We start from the raw sequence: 18,301 nt of genomic DNA, 5'->3' as shown, positions 1-18,301 counted from the left end.
GGGCCGTCGTCAGTTCCGGCTGTGGGAGGGATGGGCGGCGGGTGCGGACACGGCGGGTAGCTCCGCCGCGAGGACGGCCGCCGCCTGGTGGGCGAGGGCGGCGATCACGCGGCCGGGTAGCCAGCCGGGGGTGAGCAGGGCGGCCGAGCGGGACTCGGCACCGGTCTCGTCCGGGGCCGGATCACCGACCAACTCGTCCATCAATTCGTTCAGTTGGGGACGATCGCCCGGATCGCGGGAGAGACATCGGGCGATGACCATGCGGATGCCGGCCGGGATCTCGTCGCGCTCCGGGGTGGTGCAACCGGTCGCGGCGTAGGCGAGCGTCGCCCCCAGGGCGTACACGTCCCCGAGGGGGCGCGGGCGCCCGCCGGACGCCTGCTCCGGGGGGAGGCTGCCCGTCTCCAGCCCCGGCAGCCCCGAGCGGGGCGTGCCGTCCGGTGCCGCCGCGCGCACCGCGCCGAAGCACGTGAGTTGTGGCATGTCGGCGGCGCAGAGGACGGCTGCCGGCGACACGCCTGCGAACGTCAGGCCCTGTCCGTGCACGACGGTCAGGGTCTCGGCGAGGGCCACGCCCAGGGCGCGTACAGTCCGCTCGGGGAGCGGGCCGCCGTGCACGGCGAGGACGGTCGGCAGGGGCAGAGCGGGCTGGTACGGCCGGGCGTACCAGGCGGGCTCGCCCGGTCCGGAGAAGGCCGTTGCCGGAGCGGCGGAGGGGCCCAGCAGGTATCGGGAGGCCTCGGCCTCGGCGAGGAAGCGCTGGGGGTCGCCGCCGGTCCCCGGGAGAGAGAGCAGGACGGTGTGTTCCCCGTCGGCGGAGCGGGCGACGTAGCGGCGCTCGGGGACGGGGATCCTGCTGTGCGAGTCGTCCAGTCCGGTGATCAGGACGTACGGGCCGACGTACCGGCTTCTGCCGGGCCCGCCCTGACCTCCCGCGTCCACCACATCGGCGGCGCCACCCGTGGCGTGCACGTTCCTCTGTCCTGTTTCGTCGGTCGTCTTCTGGGCGGGTCTTCGCGCCGGGCCGTCTTCCGGGCATGGCGCGGGGTGGGCACCTCCCGTGCGTGCCCACCCCGGTACTGCGTCCTGCACGTCCGGCCCGGGTTCGAGCCTTACATGAAGTAGCTGGCGGCCTTCTTGTCGCCGCCCTGGTAGTCACCGCCGGCGGCGTGCACGACGCGGCCGATCGCCATCAGGGCCTCGTGGATGCCCTGGGCCTCACGGTCCCAGGCGGCCTGCTGCTCCGTGTACGCGCTGTGGGCCTCGCCCTCCCACATGCTGGCGACGGCGGCGACCTTGTGCTTGATGGCCTCGAGGCTCTCCTCGAGCCGCTTGGCGTGGTTGGCCAGCTGCGTGGCGGTGTGGTCGAGGTTGTGGTACGAGACTTCGAGTTCGCCGAGGTTGTTGGCGCCCATGATTACTCCGTAGCTGGGAAGTTGTGGCTGGCCGGGATCAGTAGCTGGACAGTGCGGAGTGCGAGCCGCCGAGGTCCACGTCGATACCCTGGACCTGGGCGCGGACCTCGTCTTCGGTGCCGTCCTTGATCTTCCGCGTGCTGCTCATCCCCTCGATGAACTTGGCGAGGATGTTGCCGATGCGGACCATGCGCTCGTTGATCTCGGTCTGCTTGGCGTTGAAGGCGCCCGCGCCGATGCCCTTCCAGTGGCCCTCGAGGCTGTCGATGAGGCTCTGCAGGTCCTTCAGCTGGCCCTTGATACCCTCGAAACGGTGCAGAAGCTCCTTTTCGAGGACGATGATGTCCTTGTCACTTACCTTCTGACGCCCTGTCGCCATTGCCATGCCTTTCGTTGTGAATCGACCTTGCCCTGCGCTGATTTCTGGCGCCAGCACTGAAGGCAAGCGGGCTTCTGCTCACTCGGCGAGGAGCAGGTGTTCGGGAGAGCACTCAGGCGTTGCGGCGTGCGCGCAGTACGGCGAAACCGGCGCCTCCGATGATGAGTACGGCTGCCGCGGCACCGATGATCACCCAGGTCTGACTGTTGCCGCCGGAGCCGGAGCTCTTGGCGGCGGCGGAGGTCGGGCCGCCGGAGGAGCCGGCGTCCTTCGACGGATGACCGGGGGCGGGCGCGGCCGACAGGCTCGGGGTGGCCGTGACGTCTTCGTCCGCGTCCGTTCCGTTCTCGGCGTACAGGGGGTCCCTGTTGGCCGGGCCCGGATCGATGTTCTTGTCGATCAGCACGCGGCGCGGGCGGATGATGCCGTAGCCGAGGTACGTACTCGGTTCGTCCTTCGCCCAGGAGCGACCCGCGGTGTCGATGAGGGTCCGGAGCACCTGGTTGGCCGTCCAGTCGGGGTGAACAGACCAGACCAACGCGGCGGAGGCGGAGGCGAGGGCGGTGGCGGGGCTGGTTCCGTCGGTGTCGCAGTACTGGGTGAACTTGCCGTCACACCAGCCGGGAATGTGAACGCCTGGGGCCGCGAAGTCCACGTAGTTGCTTTTCGTGGAGAACTTGGCCACGGTTCCGGACTTGTCTATGGCGGATACACCGATGACGTACGGGTAGGTGGCCGGATATGACGCCTTCCCCTTGGGGCCGTCGTTACCGATGCCCGCGAACATCAGCTTTCCCTTGGAAGCAGCGTATTTGACAGCGGCTTCCTCTTGGGAATCCGGGTAAGGGCCAGCAAAGGACATATTGATGATCTTTGCGTCACTGTCGGCGGCCGCCCGAATCGCATCCGCGAGCTCAGGCAACTTGCCGTCGTATTTCCCCTTGGAGTACTGAATGTGAATGGGGACGATCTTGGCACCCGGTGCCAACCCCTTCACACCTCCACCAGCTCCTGTGCCGGCGATGACTTCAGCCATACCCGTGCCGTGACCGTCATTGTCCTCAGTCGCCTTGTACGCGACGGACTTGGGGACCTGGCTCGCCAGAACCTGACCCTTGAGGGTGGAGGTCGCCGCATTCACGCCCGAATCGATAACGGCGACTTTCACGCCCTTACCGGTACTGTACTTCCACATCTCGTCGGCACCCATGGAATTCAGGTACCACTGCCTCGAATGGATGTCCTCTGCTGCTGCACCCGGAGCGAGCCCAACCGATGCGATGACCAGCGTGCCAAGTGCCGAACACACCGCTGCCAGACGTCTCACATCGCGCCCCGTCAAGAGGGCATCTCTTATGCCACGTCGGCCGGTCCCTGGCTTCATGCCTGTGTACGTCCTCGCTTGTGTTCAGTCACGCTTCTCTTGCACTTCGCGCCGCTGCTTCTGCTGCCTGGGATGCTGTTGCTTCTCACCAGGTGCTCCGGCACCGTCCGTCTCACCGTTCGCGTTCTGGCGGTTCCCGACCGCGCCTCGGCCGAGGCGCGCCCCGCGGACGCCGCTCTCGGGGCCTCCGGACTTCGAACCGGCGGCATTCCGCTGCGCACCGATCGCACCCTCGGGGTTGCTCGCCGAACGCAGCACCGACTGGCTTGTGCCGGGGTCCGCCTTTGCCGCAGACGCGCCGACAACCCCCCTCTGCCCGAGAGCCCCCTTCGGCTGCGTCGCGGAGACCGGTTCCTCAGCGCCGACGACCATACCGCGCGGGACACGAGTGTTGGAGGTGCCTGCCGACGAACGGCCTGTGACGGGCTTACCGCCCACGACCCCGTTTCGGGCCGCACCGGCGGGACCAGCGACCCCGGGACGCCCGCCAGGCGTGTTGGAAGTCCTCGGCGTTCCACCGGTGATGCTGCGGCCCATGGGAGAACGACCCGTCTGCTGAGTGGCCCCACGTACAGCCGATTGACCGGCCGGAGTCGTACGACCCATGGCACGAGCAGCCTGCCCCTCGGGCCCTTGCGGACTGCGGCCGCCAGTGACGGTACGACCCGACTGTCCCTCAGGCTCCTGCGGCACTCGTCCGCGCACGGTACCGGAAGGACCGGTCCGCCCCTGCGCCGAGATCGGGAGCCGACTCGTCGGACCATAACCCGTCGTGCGTCCGACGGTCGGCACGATCGGAGGCGTCATGGGCCCAGAAGGCAAGGGCGTCGACTGACCTCCACCACCGGCAGTCGGAAGCGTGGGCGCGGAGGGCCCGGACGGTGCTGCAGGAGCCGTGGAAGGCAGCGTGCCCGCGGTGTTGATCTCAGTGCCGACATCGTGGTGAGCAGGTGCGTGGGGCTCATGAACCTGCTGGAGCGGCGGTACACCCCCACCGCTCTCCGTTCCGTGTGACACAGGCGTCGGGCCGTGGCCGTCCGCCACGCTTCGCCGGACCGTGGACGCCGGCGTCGATGTCGACGCCTCGGGGCTGATCACGCGTCGCTGCGCATCGACTCCATCGCGCGCCCGGGCCACCCCGACGTCCGGGATCGCCTGGATCGGCTTCGGCTCCTGGTTGCTCTGCAACCCTGCAGCAGCCACCGAGTAGAACGACCCCAGCCGGACCATCTGGTTGATGGCGTCCTGGCGGTTCTTCTCGACCTGCTTGGCGAGCACGAAGTCCGGGTTGCTGTCGACCCGCTTCGCATGGGGCAGCTCGGAGGGCTTCTTCTGCTCAGCGGCCGGACGGGTGTCCCTGGGCGGCATGGACTTGCGTACCGAGGCCAAACCCGTGGCGGCAGTGGAGATCTGCGTGCCGGCAACGTGCGCATACGTCTCGAGCTGCTTGGTGTACGTGAGGAGCGACTGGGTCCATGTGTCGAACTGATCGGCGCCCTCGCCCTCCCAGTCGGCCAGGACCGCGCGGATGTTCTTGGTCAAGTCCGTCGCAGCCCTGCCGACGGCGTCACGGGCGTCCCACAGTGCCTTGCCGGCCATCTCCAGATGCTCGGGATTGGCGTGCTCGACAAGGTCGATCATGGCATTGAGGGCGGCGTCGTCGAAGTGGGTGGAGCCGAGGGGCGTGCCCCTGAACAGGTTCTTCACGCCGCTGACCGCGTTGGCCACGACCGACTCTGTGTTCGCCTGCTCCAGACCGGTCTTGTACTGGGGCTGCTTCTGCCAGTTGTCGCTCACTTGGTGCTCACCCCCGCGGACGAGTGGTCCGTGTGATGCCTCGTGTCCTTGGCGGGCTGCTCGGCCTTGTGCTCGTCCTTGCGCGTCGCCTTGTCGTACTCGGCGTCAAGCTGCGTCTTGATCTTCCAGAAGCGACGCCTCACCTCGTCCTCGGTGCCGTCGTACGTGGCGTCGGCCGAGTGCGCGGCGAGTGTCATCGCCTCGATCTGCAGGGCAAGGGTCTTCGACAGGTGCATGAGGCGCGTGTGGACATGCTCGTACTGCAGGTGCAGGTCCTGCGCCTCAGCGAACGGGATCTGGGCACCACTGAAGGAGGGGCGCGAGAGCGCGTGATCGGCGAGCTTGGACGAACTGCCCGGAGATTCCTCGAACTTGAGCAGAGCCTTGTTGATGTCGTCCCTGAACTTGGACAGCACCTCGACGCCGCGCTTCAGATCTGAGCGGCCACTGTCACCCACCGCTACCCCTTCCCCGTTTCCCCGTTCGTACAGCTCTCAACAGCCCAGGGCAGCGACCTCCACTCCCCCGGATCCATCGCTTACCACTGTAGTCACTGTGTAAATCTCGGCCAACTGAACTCTGCGACAGTCCAGTTGCAATGCTGTCCCGAAGTGACCGGCTCTGAGCCATGCATGACCGACAAGGCGGTCAATGCAGACAGATGCGTTCAGGCATCTACGCAGAAGTTTCACATCCCTCCGGAGAGTCGGATGCTCCGCGCCGCCCGGACGTGAACTTTGCAACTACAAAACCCACCCTGACGAGGCGCGATCGGGATGCGCGGGCCGGCCGGCCGGGCAGGAGGACCAGGCTCCGCGCGGGCGAGGGAATGGCCGGGCGGGCGCACCCACCCCGAGCCTTCACGACCGGCAAGTGGCGCATCAACGGCATGGGGCAGATTTTTCCTGCAGCGGGTTGCTAACTTGACCCGGCACCGGAACATCCGCACGGGGGAGGGTTCGTCCATGGCCTGGGACGAGTGGGAGCAACTCAAGGCACACGCCGCTGAGCAGCAGTCGACCCGTATGCGACTCAACCAGCTGCCGGCGGACGGCGGAGGCGCAGGCGCAGGCGCAGGCGGGGACCTTGTGGTCAACCAGGACGATCTGGGTGCCGTGGGACACGAGGCCAACCTCCTGTACCACGACGTCAAGAGCCAGGCCGACATCGCCGCCGGCCCGGGCGGCGGCGCGACGCCGCAGGCCGCGACGACGCTGAAGTCGCACGGGTTCCAGACGGGCGGCGCCCTCGCGACCACGGTGGAGGTGTGGTCCTCGCAGGTGAACTCCGTGCTGCAGGCCTGCGCCCACATTTCCGACCACCTGGACTACACACAGAAGCGGCATGCGGAGGACGACGCCAAGATCGGCGCCGTCCTCCGTGGGAGTGATGGTTCGACCGTGTCCGTGTCGCAGCTCGACGAGTACTTCAAGTAGGAGGGGCTCTGATGGCACTCACCTTCACGGACCTCATCGAGGTCGACCTCGGCAAGCTCGCCACCGCGGTCTCCGACTGGAAGAAGGCCGTCGAAGGTCTCAAGAAGTCGGCGGAGAGCGCCCGCACGGGGATGCAGGCGAAGTCGGACTCCGCCCGGTGGGCCGGTGTGAACGCGACGGTCACCCGGGAGTTCGTCACGAAGACGGCCAAGGAGGTCTCGGACCTCCACGCCGAGGCGAACAGCATCTACCAGGTCCTCGACGACGGGCACACCGAACTCCTCTCGCTGCAGAACCAGATGAAGGCGGCAGTCCAGAACGACGCCGTGTCGCAGGGCATCCGCGTCGAGGACATCGGCGGCGGCAAGGTGCGCTGCTTCTTTCCCCATGTCCGGGGCGACACCGACGAACGCACCCAGGAACAGCTCGACGGCAGGCAGGCGCTGGAGGACCGGATCAACCGGATCCTGGCCCATGCCGACGAAATCGACGCGTCGGTCGCGCGGGCGTTGGCGAAGAGCCATGGGAACGACCGCCACAACGCGGGCCACAGCACGTACGAGTCCCTGAACGACGCCGAGGTCGAGCGCGCTCTGGAGCTGGCGCACAAGGGCAAGAAGATGTCCGACGCCGAACTGCGGGAGCTCAATGAGTTGCTGCGCTTCAACTCGGCCGAGAAGGATGGCGAGTTCGCCACCGAGTTCTACCAGGGGCTCGGTGGGCCGGAGAAGACGCTGCAGTTCTACGCCGAGATGTCGATCGACGGCACCGACGCCGGTGCGACCAAGACCCGGCTCGACGAAGTGCGGGACCTCCAGAAGGTGATGGGGTACACCCTCGCCAACGCCACGGACCCGGACCACGCGCACCATCTGCCCGACACGTGGAGCGCGGACTTCCGGCGCCTCGGCACCCAGCAGATCGGCTGGGAGAAGGGACAGTGGAACAAGCCGTACGGCTACCAGGTGCTCGGCGGGCTACTGCGGTACGGCGACTACGACCCACGGTTCATCAACCCGATCGCGGAGCACATCACCCAGCTCCACAAGAAGGACCCGTACTTCTTCCTGTCGAACAAGCCGGCCGGCAGCCCGGACGCCTACGGCTTCAACCCCTCCGGCAGGCTCGGTTCCGGAAACGACCCCTTGAACAGCGTCCTCGAGGCTCTGGGGCACAGTCCGGAGGCCTCACAGAAGTTCTTCACCACCCCTCCGACCGCCTACAACGAAGACGGCACGGTGAAGAAGGGGGGCGACCCGGGCTTCACCTCGTATCTCGATCTGTTCACCGACAAGGACTTCGAGTGGACGATCGACACCAATGCCGCGAACGTCCTGGCCGACGAGGACAAGACCAAGGCGGCCCTGACCTTCGGCCCGGAGGCTCTGGGCCACGCACTGGAGTCCGCGACCACCGGCCGACCGTACGACAGCGACGCCACGGCCGACGCGATCAAGCACACCGACGCGCAGGCGCACCTGGTCAGTGAGATCGTCGACAAGTTCGGAGGCGACCCGGAACTCATCCGGCACAACGAGAACGGGGACCTGGAGGACGAGGAGAGCGGCCCCTTGTACGCCTTGCGCGGAAGCCTGGGGGACATCACCGCCGAGTACATGGGTGACTTCCAGCAAGCCATGTACCAGGAAGACTCCGGCAGCGATCTGTTCCCGACGTTCGGGTCCGCAGCCGACCTCGACCCGAACCATGTCGCCCGCTTCCTGGGCGAGGTGGGACAGGATCCTGACGCCTATTCGGCCATCACGACCGCTCAGCAGGCCTACACCACGGATGTCGTGGACCACGTCATCAACGGCTCGAGCCATTCGACTGCGTCCATGGACGGACGTGTCGGCGCGGCCGTTGCTCCCGGTTCCGCGATCGCCGGCATCATGAGTGACGCCCGGGCGCATGCGATCTACCACTACCACACTGCTTCCGACACGGAGTTCAACGACGCTGCGGCGGAGAAGCAGAAATGGGTGAATCGAATCCTGGGCATGGGCATCGAGAAAGTCGGCGAGCGCGTTCCCATCGCCGGTGCTCCTCTGGAGTGGGCCTCGGAAGACATCCAGGAGTCCATCATGAAGAGCATCGAACAGGACACGACGAGCGAGGCCGAGACAGAGGCGGGCGAGGAGTACACCAACGGGCGTACCGCGGCACTGGACTCGGCCGGCGCCGCGGTCGATCACGCTCTGACGAAGAACAACACCATCGATCCTGACACCGCCGACGACTTGAGGCGAGCCGCACGCACTTCTGCCGGCCACAGTCACTCGGACGGCGCCCAGTGGAAATCGGAGAGTGGCCATTGAACGCGGCATCGTATGCCCGCCGTGGTGTTTGCCTCTTCCTCGCCGCCGTCGCGGTGGCCGGTTGCGCTTCGGAGAAGCCGAAGCGGGAATTCGCGGTCCCGGGGGCACTGTGCGGAGTGCCTGTCCCTACCGGGGCCCTCGCTCGCCTCCTGCCGGCGTCCGGCAAGCGCCTCACCGCTCAGCAGAGGGGGAGTTCGGACGATGGGGCCGCACTCTGCGACATCAGGGTCGACGGAGACTCGGTGCTCATCGTCAGCAGCGAGCGCATCAGCATGGGGGACTCGGCGGGTCACATTCTGCGGAGCCGGCTCTCGATCCAGCAGCAGAAGTCCGCGGAGGGCGACTCGATCGCATACGCCGATCGTGCCGCGGTGTCGTTGGTGAAGTGTCGAGGGTCTGATGTGCAGCAGGAAGACATCAGCACGCTCGTCAAGATCCTGGAGCCGGCACGACGGAACGAATCAGCTGTGAAGGATCTGATCACGGGCTATACGGCGTCGTTGAGGAAACAGCATCCATGTCACGCGGCGTCGTGACGAAGGCGCCTCCTCCCTCCTTCGCCCGGGGCATGACTCTTGAGGAGGACACCACATCCATGAAGAAGTCGATCGCCACGTAAACACCGCGGCGGTCGAGCGATCCGACGTGTGTCGCTGACCGGATCAACTCGGTCGGCGCGTCCATGACCCTGTGCTCGCCCGGCCACCGCGCCTGCGCCGCGCGTCCCGCAGTGCCACCGCACCGCCGCCGATGGCCGCCACCAGGACCGCCACGCCCACGGCCACGTAGGTGGCGATGCGGGCGATGCGCTCCTGGGGTGTTTCGCCGAGGGTGAGTCTGGCCGGGGTGGGGGCCTCCACGTGGGTGAGGCCCGGGTCGGCGTGGGGGGTCTCGATCGGGTGGTCGTCCTCGGTGAGGGCGCGGACCGGGTCCACCACGCCCCAGCCGACCAGACGGTCGTGGCCGGTGATGGAGCGTTCCGCCGTCTGCTCGATCTGGGCGGTCACCTCCTGAGCCGTCCACCGAGGGTGCTTGGCCTTGATCAGCGCGGCCACACCGGCCACGTACGGTGCGGAGAAGCTCGTGCCGTTGTCGGAGCAGTGGCCGCCCTTGGGCACCGTCGAGATCATGTCGACGCCCGGTGCGGCGACGCCCACCCAGTCCCCGGCCTGGGAGAAGGGTGCCTTCTCGTTGTTGCGGTCCGAGGCGGCGACGGCGAGGACGCCCGGGTAGGAGGCCGGGTAGGTCCGCTTGGAGTTGCCGTCGATGCCGTCGTTGCCCGCCGAGGCGACCACGACGACCTTGTGCCTCAGCGCCTCGTCGACCGCGTTCTGCAAGGGGCCGCCGGGTGCCACGGCGTTCGCCGTGTCCTGGGAGATGTTGATGACCTGGGCCCCGGCCGCGACGGCGTGGTTGATCGCCGTGGCCAGGGTGCCCGACGTGCCGTGGCCCTCGGCGTCGTTCTGCTTGATCGGGATGATCGTGGCCTCGGGGGCGAGTCCGACGAAGCCGGTGCCCTTCATGGGGCGGGCCGCGATGATGCCGGCGACGCGGGTGCCGTGGCCCACCGTGTCGGTCGTGCCCTGCTTGTTGCCGCGCTCGATCGGCTGACCCTTGCCGTCCTTGGCGGGCAGGTAGTTGGCACCCCGGGAGGCGTCGACCGCGTGGGTCAGCTGCGGGTTGGCCGTGTCGACGCCCGTGTCGATCACGGCCACCTTCACGCCTTTGCCCTTCGACTGGGTCCACAACTCGTCCAGGTTGACGCGCTGCAACGACCAGGGCGTGCCGCTGTACTTGTGGTTCGTCCTGGAGAAGGTGCACTGGTCGGTGACCGGGTCCGCCGCGGCCGCGGGAGCCGCGAGCAGGCACGCGGTGACGGCCAGCGCCGACGCCAGGCTGGTACGGGTGCTCGGTGTGGACCGCATCGGCGTACCCCTCACGAACCCTGCGGCTGGCTCGCGCCCGCCGTCGACAGCCGCGGTCCCGTCGGCAGGAACTTCGACCACGGGGCGGGGACGGGGGTCGTCCTCACGTCGGCGTAGCCGAGGCGGGTCTGCGCCAGCTTGGCCTCCGTCTGCATCTGCCGGCGCTGCTTGGCGGTCATGCCGATGCCCTCGTTCTCGCTGGCGCTGTCGGCGTTGGACTGCAGGGCGTACCGCAGTCCGGTGTCGGTGACCAGGAAGACCGGGCCCACCCCCGTCTCCCTGCCCTGGAACTGCCGGTAGAGCTGACCCGAGCCCGGGGTGACGTACGCGCTGGAGGAGTCGGTGGCCAGCTCTGCGGGGAAGTCCTTGCCCGCCCACGTGGTCAGTGTGGTGTCCCCGTTGCGGGGGTCCACGTGGTGCAGGACGTTGCACACCGTGTTCCTGCTGCCGGTGGCGGTGGAGGCGTCGTTGACCGCGGTGGGCTCCTGGGTCGGCCAGTTGTACTGGGAGGCGAACGGCTTGTCCCGGCTGATGGCGCCCGCGCTGACCTCCCGGAAGTGGCCGGCCTGTCCGACCTTCACGAGATTCGTGTCGGCCAGCAGGAGCTGGGCGACGAAGTCGCTCACGGGGGCGACCCGGCCGGGCAGGACCACGAAGTACTGCTCATGGCCGTTGACGGGTGCGCGGAGGACCATGCCGACCCGGTTGGCGTCGCCCAGCTCGCCCGGTGCGTTCGCGGCGGCGTTCGGGACGCCCTCGATCCGCGGGAACCTGATCGGGTCCCCCGGGTGCAGGGTGTCGATCCACTGGCTGGTCACCTGCTGCGGCTTGCGGTCCGAGCCCACGAGCGTCTCCACCAGGTGGCTGTCGGACGCGTCCACCGGGTACGCGGTGCCGTGTGCGTCGACCACGTACTGCTTGCCGTCCGACACAGTGGTGACGTAGAGGAGTTCACCGCCGTGCAGCTTCTGACCGGGCTTCTCGGTCTTCTTCCGGTCGCGCTCGGCCAGGACGAACGCGGCCTTCTGGATGGAGCTGCCGCTGCCGCTGGGGCGTTCGCAGACGGCCCATGTGTGGTCCGCGCCGGCCTCCGACGCGGACGGCAGCCGGTCGGGGGCGTAGGGGATGCCGATGGTGACCCCGTGCGGGATCGTGCCGTTGTCGAGGATCGACTCGTCGACGGTGACGACGTCGACGTCGCTCTGGCCGTTGAGGACGAGCTTGGCCGAAGCCATGTTGAGGACCGGGTGCAGCTCGGCCTTGCCCTTCGTCTTCAGCACCACGTACCGGGTCGTGGACTTGCTGGCGATGATCACCTTGGTCGCCGGAGTGTCCCAGCCCTGCGGGGCCGTCGGTTTGAACATGCCCCAGGCTCCGAAGGCCGCGAGGACGACCACGCCCACGATCGCTCCGGGCAGGACGGCGCGCAGCGGCCGCGGCGCCCCTTCGTCCGAGGTGTCCGGCGACGACTGGACGAAGGACGCCAGCATGCGTCGCTTCGCGAAGGTGTAGGCGTTGAGTTGGTCCCGCCGAGATGCCATCTGTGCCCGTTTCTCCCCGTGTCTCACGCGGAGCGCTCCGGGGGAACCCGCTCCCCCGCCCTCCGTTGTCGGACCCGGCCCCTACTATGCCTGGTACGGGGCGGGTCCTGTGGAGCGGGTAGGGTACCTGGGCCCTCCAGGGTCGGTGCAGGCGCCTGGTTCCAGCGAGTTGTGAGCAAATCGGGGGGATGGAGTGATGGCTTCCGGAACGCGGTCGCGATCGCGTGGCCGGTCGGTGGGGCGGGGCCGGGCTGATGCGTCCGCCCCGGTGCCGGCCGGAGCGGCCTCCCGGCAGGGAACGCCCCGGCAACCGGTCGCACTCGGCCTCAGGTCCCGCCCGGGGCACGCCGGTTCGTTCCGTTTGCAACGGCTGGTGCTGGTGGAGATCGCCGCCGCCCTGCTGCTCGTCGGCTGGCTCGTCGGGCCGATGGCGCTGGTTCCGGCCGCGGTCGTCGCTCTCGCTCTGCTCCTGGTGGCCTTCGTCCGGCGGCGGGGCCGTTCGCTGCCCGAGTGGCTGAGTACGGCACGGGAGTTGAAGGCGCGTCGCCGCCGTGCGGCGAGCACGCCGATACCTCCCGGCACGGAGCCTGCTCTGGTCCCAGCCCTCGAGTGCGAGCCCGCACTGCGGACCCACTCCTACGGGGGGCGTGACCGGCGGCCGGTCGGGATCGTCGGGGACGGCACCTTCGTCACCGCCGTCCTTCAGGTGGAGGCCGACGCGACGGCGTTGCGCGCGGAGCGCACCCGGCAGCCGCTGCCGCTCGGGCTGGTGCGGGACGCCCTCGAAGTGGACGGCATCCGGCTGGAGTCGGCGCAGATCGTGCTGCACACGCAGCCGGCGCCCGCGCTGCATCTTCCCCAGCAGTCCGTGGCCGTCGCCAACTACCAGCCGCTCCAGGAGCAGACGGGGTCGCCCGCGGTGCGCATCACCTGGATCGCGCTGAAGCTGGACCCCGAGCTGTGCGCCGAGGCCGTGGCGGCGCGCGGGGGCGGCCTGACCGGGGCACAGAAGTGTGTCGTGCGGGTGGCGGACCATCTGGCCAGCCGGCTGACCGGGGCCGGGTTCCGTGCCCGGGTGCTCGACGAGGAGGAGCTGATCGCCGCCCTCGCCACCTCGGCCTGCGCCAACCCGCTGGTCACCGCCGAGGCCGGGCGCAGTGAGACGCGCGAGCGGCGCACGGAGGAGTCCGGGCGCAGCTGGCGGTGCGACAACCGGCGCCACACGACGTACTGGGTGAGGCGCTGGCCCCAGCTGGGCGGTGAACGGGGCGAGTCGCTGCCCCAGTTCGTGGCCCGGGTGACCGCCGTACCGGCGCTGGCCACCACGTTCAGCCTGACGCTCGCGCAGGGCGAGCGGCAGGAGGCGTCGCTGTGCGGGCACCTGCGGGTGACCGGCCGCAGCGACGACGAACTCGTCGCCGCGCGGCGTGCCCTGGAGGGCGCGGCACGGCAGGCCGGGGCCGTTCTCGCCCGGCTCGACCGCGAGCAGCTTCCCGGCATGCTCGCCACGCTGCCCCTGGGAGGTGCGCGGTGACGACCGTCCCGACGACGACGTCCGGTCAGGACGCGATGCGGCCGACGGCCTCCGGGATGCGGCGGATGGGTGAGCGGCTGCGGCACGGGCTCGGGCTGATCGGCCCCCGGCACGGCCGACACGGGCTGCCGCTGCAGCAGTTGGACACGCTCGCCCTCCCCATCGGGGACGACGGTGTGGTCGCGGGGGTGGATGCCGAGGGGCAGCCGGCGGTGCTGGGGATCAACCGGCCCACGCCGTACGACGTCGTGCTCATCGGTGGTCTGTGGACGGCCCAGGTGCTGGCGTTGCGTACGGCGGCCACGGGGGCGCGGGTGGCCGTGGAGACCGGTCGGCCGCAGGCGTGGATGCAGATGGTGCACGCCATGGGCGGCGGGCAGAACGGCCTCGCCGTGTACGAGGTGGGGCGGGTGCCCCCGCAGGGCGCCTCGGCGGGCACGCCCGTTCTGGTGGTGCGGGACTGCGGCATGCGCCCGCCGCGCGGGCGGGTGGTGTCGGGGCCCTGGCAGTCGGTGCTGACGCTGCTGCCGTATCTCAGTCCCGTAGCGCCCCGGTTGCTGCGGCAGGCCCGGCTCACCGGCATCCAGCGGGTATCGCCCGACGAGGCCGCCGAACTCGGGCGCACCATGGGGCTTTCGCGCACCGAGGTCGAGTCGCTGCCGGGCCTGCCCGACGGCGTCACACTGTGGTGCACCGACCGTGACCGGCAGTACGTGATGACCCAACCCACCGACGCCGAGATCGGATTGTTGGGCACACCCCGCCGGATGGACTGAACCGCCCCCGCCCGTCCCCTTTGCCCGGCCCCCTTGTGTCGCCCATGTGGCGTCCGTGTGCCGCGCGTAGGTGGATTCCCCTCGGTTTGCCCGTGGTTCGGCCACGGCTCGGGCCGGTCCGCGCGAGCTGAGGGGCGGGCGGGCCTGCCGAGGTGTGCCTTCTGGTGATTAGGCTGGGTGCGGGCGCGATGCCGAACCCGTGGACCAGGCGTCGTCCCACGGGGAGGGCCGGTGGTACGGACCGCCTCGAACGACCACGGACGACTTGAACGACACGACATGGTCGCCCCGGCACGCCATGAGGGTGCTCGACCACACCAGGAGGAACTGTGAGCAGCGATCGGGACGGGATCCGCGGGGGCTGGGCCACACCCGACGATGACCAGCCCGACGCGGAGTCGGCCATCGAGACCACGGGCGAGTTCACCATCGACTACGCCCCGCCCGCCTGGTACACGCAGAACGCGCAGAGCGCGTCCACGGGGGCGGGAGGAGGCGGCACCTCCGGCGGCGCGGGGCCGGCCGGCCCCGGGGGCGGCGCGGCTGCCGGGGGCGGCGCGGTTCCCCCGCCGCCGCACGCGACGCCGGCCGCCGGTACGGCGGCGTCCGGGGCTCCCTATCCTCCGTACACCCCGCCGGCTCCTCCCGCACCGCCCGCGCCCGGGCCCGGTGCGCCCTACGCTCCGCCCACCGGTGCTCCCTACGCCGCTCCCGCTCCTGCCGCCGGTGCTCCGTACGCTCCGCCCGTGCCCGTGCCCCCGGCCGGGAATCCGGTGCCGATGCCGAGGCTGCCCGAAGGGTTCGAGCCCCAGCAGTCACAGCAGTCCCAGCAGCCGGCGCAGCCGGAGGCTCCGGCCGCTGCCGCGGCGCCCGTACCGGCCCCTGAGCCGGACAACGGGGACCTGGAGAGCGGGGCGACCATGCGGTTCTCCGCCGTCGCCCTGAAGCGTGAGATGGCCGAGATCGCCGAGCGCGCGGCGGCCGGTGAGACGTCCGGCGGTGCCGACGAGAGTCCCGCCGGGGGTTCTGGCGGAGGGGACGGCGAAGGGGGCGGCGACAGCGTCGTGTCCGCGGGTGAGGCTCCGGCCGAGGCCTCCTCTGCGGATGACGCCGGGGACGGCGAGCCCGGTACGGCTGCGGCCGAGGCCGAGGGCAGCGGTGACCAGGACGGCACGGCCACCGACCCGGCCCGGGTCGACGCCAAGGCCGAGGACGAGGCCGACGAGGGCCGTCCGGCCGGGGACACGTCCGAGGCCGGGGACGCCGGTGACGCCGAGGGCGCCGGTCTCGCTTCGCCGCAGGCCGACGGTACGGCCGCCGCCTCCGCCGAGCCCGTCGAGCCCACCGACGCCGAGTCCGCCGACGCCGACGCCGAGGGCCTCGACGCCGAGTCCCCTGACATCCCGTCTTCCGACGGCGCGCCCCTCGCGCCGCAGTCCACGGACGCCGGCGCGCGCAACAGCACGCCCGAGCACACCGCATCCGACAGCGCCGCTGCCGACCAGGGCGCCCCGCCCGTCGCACCTCCCGCACCCGGGCAGCAGCCGCAGCCCCAGCCCCAGCCCCAGCCCCAGGGTGCTCCGCCCGGCTGGGCGCCGCCGCCGTCCTCGCCGCAGGGCGGGCTGCCGCCGCTGCCGCCGTCGTACCAGCCCGCCGCTCCCGCCCCGGCGGCCCAGTGGCCCGCGCAGCCCGCGCCGCAGCAGCCGGGGCCCGTCCCCGGTCAGCCGCAGCCCACCGCAGGGCAGGGGCCCGAGGGTGTGGCCGGGCCGCAGCAGCCGTTCCAGCCGCAGGCTCCGCAGCCCGCGCCCGCCGCCTGGAACCAGCCGGGCGTGCCCGGCCCGGTGCCCGGACAGCCGTCGGCCGCCGCGCAGCAGCCAGGTCCCACTCCCCCCGGCGGTTACGGCTTCCCGCAGCAGGGGCAGCAGCCGGTTCCGAACGGGGCCATCCCGCCGAGTGGTCACGGCTTCCCGCAGCAGCCCAGCGCGCCCAACCCCCCGGCCCAGCCGGGCGGTTACGGCTTCCCCCAGTCCGAGCAGCGGTCCGCCGCACCCGGCGGGCCCACCGGGCCCACTCCCCCCGGTGGCTACGGCTTCCCGCAGCAGCCCGGTTCGCCCGACTCGGTCGCGCGGCCTGGCGGTTACGGCTTCCCGCAGCCCGGACAGGAAGGTGCGCCCCCGCAGGGTGGCGAGCCGGGACAGGTGCCGCAGCAGGCCGCTCAGCCGCAGGCGGTCGACCCGCGGGCCGGTGCCTCCTGGCCACAGCCCATCCAGCACGACCAGCGGCAGCCGACCAACCCGGGTGCCGCGCCGCTGGGTTACACCGCGGCCGTGGAGCTGTCCTCGGACCGGCTGCTCAACAACCGCAAGCAGAAGGCCAAGAGCGGCCGGCCCACCGCCGCGTCGTCCCGCTTCAAGCTGGGCGGGAAGAAGGAGGAGGCCGAGCGGCAGCGGAAGCTCGAGCTGATCCGCACGCCGGTGCTGTCCTGCTACCGGATAGCGGTCATCAGCCTCAAGGGCGGCGTCGGCAAGACGACCACCACCACCGCCCTGGGCTCCACGCTCGCCTCCGAGCGGCAGGACAAGATCCTCGCCATCGACGCCAACCCGGACGCCGGCACGCTCGGCCGCCGGGTGCGCCGGGAGACCGGCGCGACCATCCGTGACCTGGTCCAGGCGATCCCGTACCTCAACTCGTACATGGACATCCGCCGGTTCACGTCCCAGGCGTCCTCCGGTCTGGAGATCATCGCCAACGACGTCGACCCGGCCGTCTCGACCACGTTCAACGACGAGGACTACCGGCGCGCCATCGACGTGCTCGGCAGGCAGTACCCGGTCATCCTCACCGACTCCGGCACCGGTCTGCTCTACAGCGCGATGCGCGGGGTGCTGGACCTCGCCGACCAGCTCATCATCATCTCCACCCCGTCCGTCGACGGTGCGAGCAGCGCCAGCACGACGCTGGACTGGCTGTCTGCGCACGGGTACGCGGATCTCGTCTCGCGGTCGATCACCGTCATCTCGGGGGTCCGTGAGACCGGCAAGATGATCAAAGTCGACGACATCGTGTCCCATTTCGAGACACGCTGCCGCGGCGTGATCGTGGTGCCGTTCGACGAGCACCTGGCCGCCGGTGCCGAGGTGGACCTCGACATGATGCGGCCGAAGGTGCGGGAGGCGTACTTCAACCTCGCCGCGATGGTGGCCGAGGACTTCGTACGGCACCAGCAGGCGCACGGCCTGTGGACCAACGACGGCAACCCGCCGCCGGTGGCCGCCCCACCGATGCCGGGCCACCAGATGCCCGGACAGCCGATGCCGGACCAGTTGTACGGCCAGGCCCCCGGACAGCCCTACCCGCAGGCCCCGGCCCCCGGTCAGCCGTACCCGCAGGCCCCGGCCCCCGGGCAGCCGTACCCGCAGGCGCCGGGCCAGCCCTACCCGCCCGCGCCCGCCCCCGGTCAGCCGTACCCCGCGCCGGGGCAGCAGCCCTACCCGCCGCAGGAGGGCCAGGCCGGGCAGCCGTACCCGCCGCATCAGGCGCAGCAGCCCTACCCGCCGCAGCCGGTGCAGCCCTATCCGGGGCAGCAGCCGGCACCGCAGCCCTACGCGCAGGGCGCCCCCGGGCAGCCGTATCCGCCGCAGCCCGGCCACCCGCAGCCCGGGCAGCCCCAGCCGCAGCCGGAGCAGGCCGCTCAGGTTCCGCACCCCCAGCCGTACCCGCAGGCCCAGCCCCAGCCCCACCAGGGCGAGCAGCCTCCGCAGGGCCAGGGCCGGCCCCCGCAGCAGTAGGGCGG

The 18,301-nt window shown here is 70.3% G+C and carries 14 protein-coding genes; 6 read left to right on the top strand and 8 right to left on the bottom strand.

Annotated features, from left to right (window positions below; translation table 11 throughout):
- Positions 1–9: 9 nt before the first annotated feature.
- The 6 genes from B446_RS26910 to B446_RS26885 all read right to left on the bottom strand — a co-directional run bounded on the left by B446_RS26910 (position 10) and on the right by B446_RS26885 (position 5,433).
- Positions 10–972, bottom strand: coding sequence for a serine/threonine protein kinase (locus B446_RS26910; RefSeq protein ID WP_020942582.1), 963 nt, complete (start codon positions 970–972; stop codon positions 10–12).
- Positions 973–1,112: 140 nt separating this feature from the next.
- Positions 1,113–1,415: a WXG100 family type VII secretion target gene (locus tag B446_RS26905; protein WP_020942581.1), complete on the bottom strand. Its 303-nt coding sequence runs from the start codon at positions 1,413–1,415 to the stop codon at positions 1,113–1,115.
- 37 nt (positions 1,416–1,452) lie between these two features.
- Entirely contained in the window at positions 1,453–1,794 is a 342-nt protein-coding gene (locus tag B446_RS26900; RefSeq protein WP_020942580.1) for a WXG100 family type VII secretion target, read from the bottom strand.
- Between the two features lie 112 nt (positions 1,795–1,906).
- Entirely contained in the window at positions 1,907–3,004 is a 1,098-nt protein-coding gene (locus B446_RS26895) for a S8 family serine peptidase (RefSeq protein WP_052352191.1), read from the bottom strand.
- Between the two features lie 198 nt (positions 3,005–3,202).
- A complete protein-coding gene (locus tag B446_RS26890) occupies positions 3,203–4,975 on the bottom strand; it encodes a hypothetical protein (RefSeq protein WP_020942578.1) in 1,773 nt (590 codons plus the stop codon).
- Entirely contained in the window at positions 4,972–5,433 is a 462-nt protein-coding gene (locus B446_RS26885) for a hypothetical protein (protein ID WP_020942577.1), read from the bottom strand. Before B446_RS26885 ends, B446_RS26890 begins: the two co-directional genes overlap by 4 nt.
- A 507-nt stretch (positions 5,434–5,940) precedes the next feature.
- Between B446_RS26885 and B446_RS26880 the strand changes: the two genes are divergently transcribed.
- The 3 genes from B446_RS26880 to B446_RS40430 all read left to right on the top strand — a co-directional run bounded on the left by B446_RS26880 (position 5,941) and on the right by B446_RS40430 (position 9,265).
- Positions 5,941–6,411 carry a hypothetical protein gene (locus B446_RS26880; RefSeq protein WP_020942576.1) on the top strand — a complete coding sequence of 157 codons (471 nt, stop codon included), beginning with the start codon at positions 5,941–5,943 and terminating at the stop codon, positions 6,409–6,411.
- Between the two features lie 11 nt (positions 6,412–6,422).
- On the top strand, positions 6,423–8,729 hold the full coding sequence (locus B446_RS26875) for a hypothetical protein (protein WP_020942575.1): 2,307 nt from the start codon (positions 6,423–6,425) through the stop codon (positions 8,727–8,729).
- Between the two features lie 242 nt (positions 8,730–8,971).
- Positions 8,972–9,265 carry a hypothetical protein gene (locus B446_RS40430; RefSeq protein ID WP_234967560.1) on the top strand — a complete coding sequence of 98 codons (294 nt, stop codon included), beginning with the start codon at positions 8,972–8,974 and terminating at the stop codon, positions 9,263–9,265.
- Between the two features lie 126 nt (positions 9,266–9,391).
- Here B446_RS40430 and mycP read toward each other — a convergent pair whose 3' ends face one another.
- Together mycP and eccB are read right to left on the bottom strand one after the other, a co-directional pair.
- Positions 9,392–10,654, bottom strand: coding sequence for a type VII secretion-associated serine protease mycosin (gene mycP / locus B446_RS26865; protein WP_020942573.1), 1,263 nt, complete (start codon positions 10,652–10,654; stop codon positions 9,392–9,394).
- A gap of 11 nt (positions 10,655–10,665) precedes the next feature.
- Positions 10,666–12,195, bottom strand: a complete 1,530-nt coding sequence (gene eccB, locus B446_RS26860) for a type VII secretion protein EccB (protein WP_020942572.1) — start codon at positions 12,193–12,195, stop codon at positions 10,666–10,668.
- A gap of 196 nt (positions 12,196–12,391) precedes the next feature.
- On the opposite strand from eccB, the gene eccE reads away from it, so the two are divergent.
- The 3 genes from eccE (at position 12,392) to B446_RS26845 (ending at position 18,296) form a co-directional block, all read left to right on the top strand.
- A complete protein-coding gene (gene eccE, locus B446_RS26855) occupies positions 12,392–13,729 on the top strand; it encodes a type VII secretion protein EccE (protein ID WP_193384501.1) in 1,338 nt (445 codons plus the stop codon).
- Positions 13,730–13,764: 35 nt separating this feature from the next.
- Positions 13,765–14,505 (top strand): hypothetical protein, encoded by a 741-nt coding sequence (locus B446_RS26850; protein ID WP_043479177.1) that lies wholly within the window; start codon positions 13,765–13,767, stop codon positions 14,503–14,505.
- Between the two features lie 329 nt (positions 14,506–14,834).
- Complete coding sequence (locus B446_RS26845; RefSeq protein ID WP_052352190.1) at positions 14,835–18,296, top strand: SCO5717 family growth-regulating ATPase; 3,462 nt, start codon at positions 14,835–14,837, stop codon at positions 18,294–18,296.
- Positions 18,297–18,301: the final 5 nt, after the last annotated feature.

The sequence above is a fragment of the Streptomyces collinus Tu 365 genome (assembly GCF_000444875.1).
Classification (GTDB): Bacteria; Actinomycetota; Actinomycetes; order Streptomycetales; family Streptomycetaceae; genus Streptomyces; species Streptomyces collinus_A.
The sequence above is the reverse complement of the archived record's forward strand: the minus strand, read 5'-3'. Positions and strand labels throughout refer to the sequence as shown.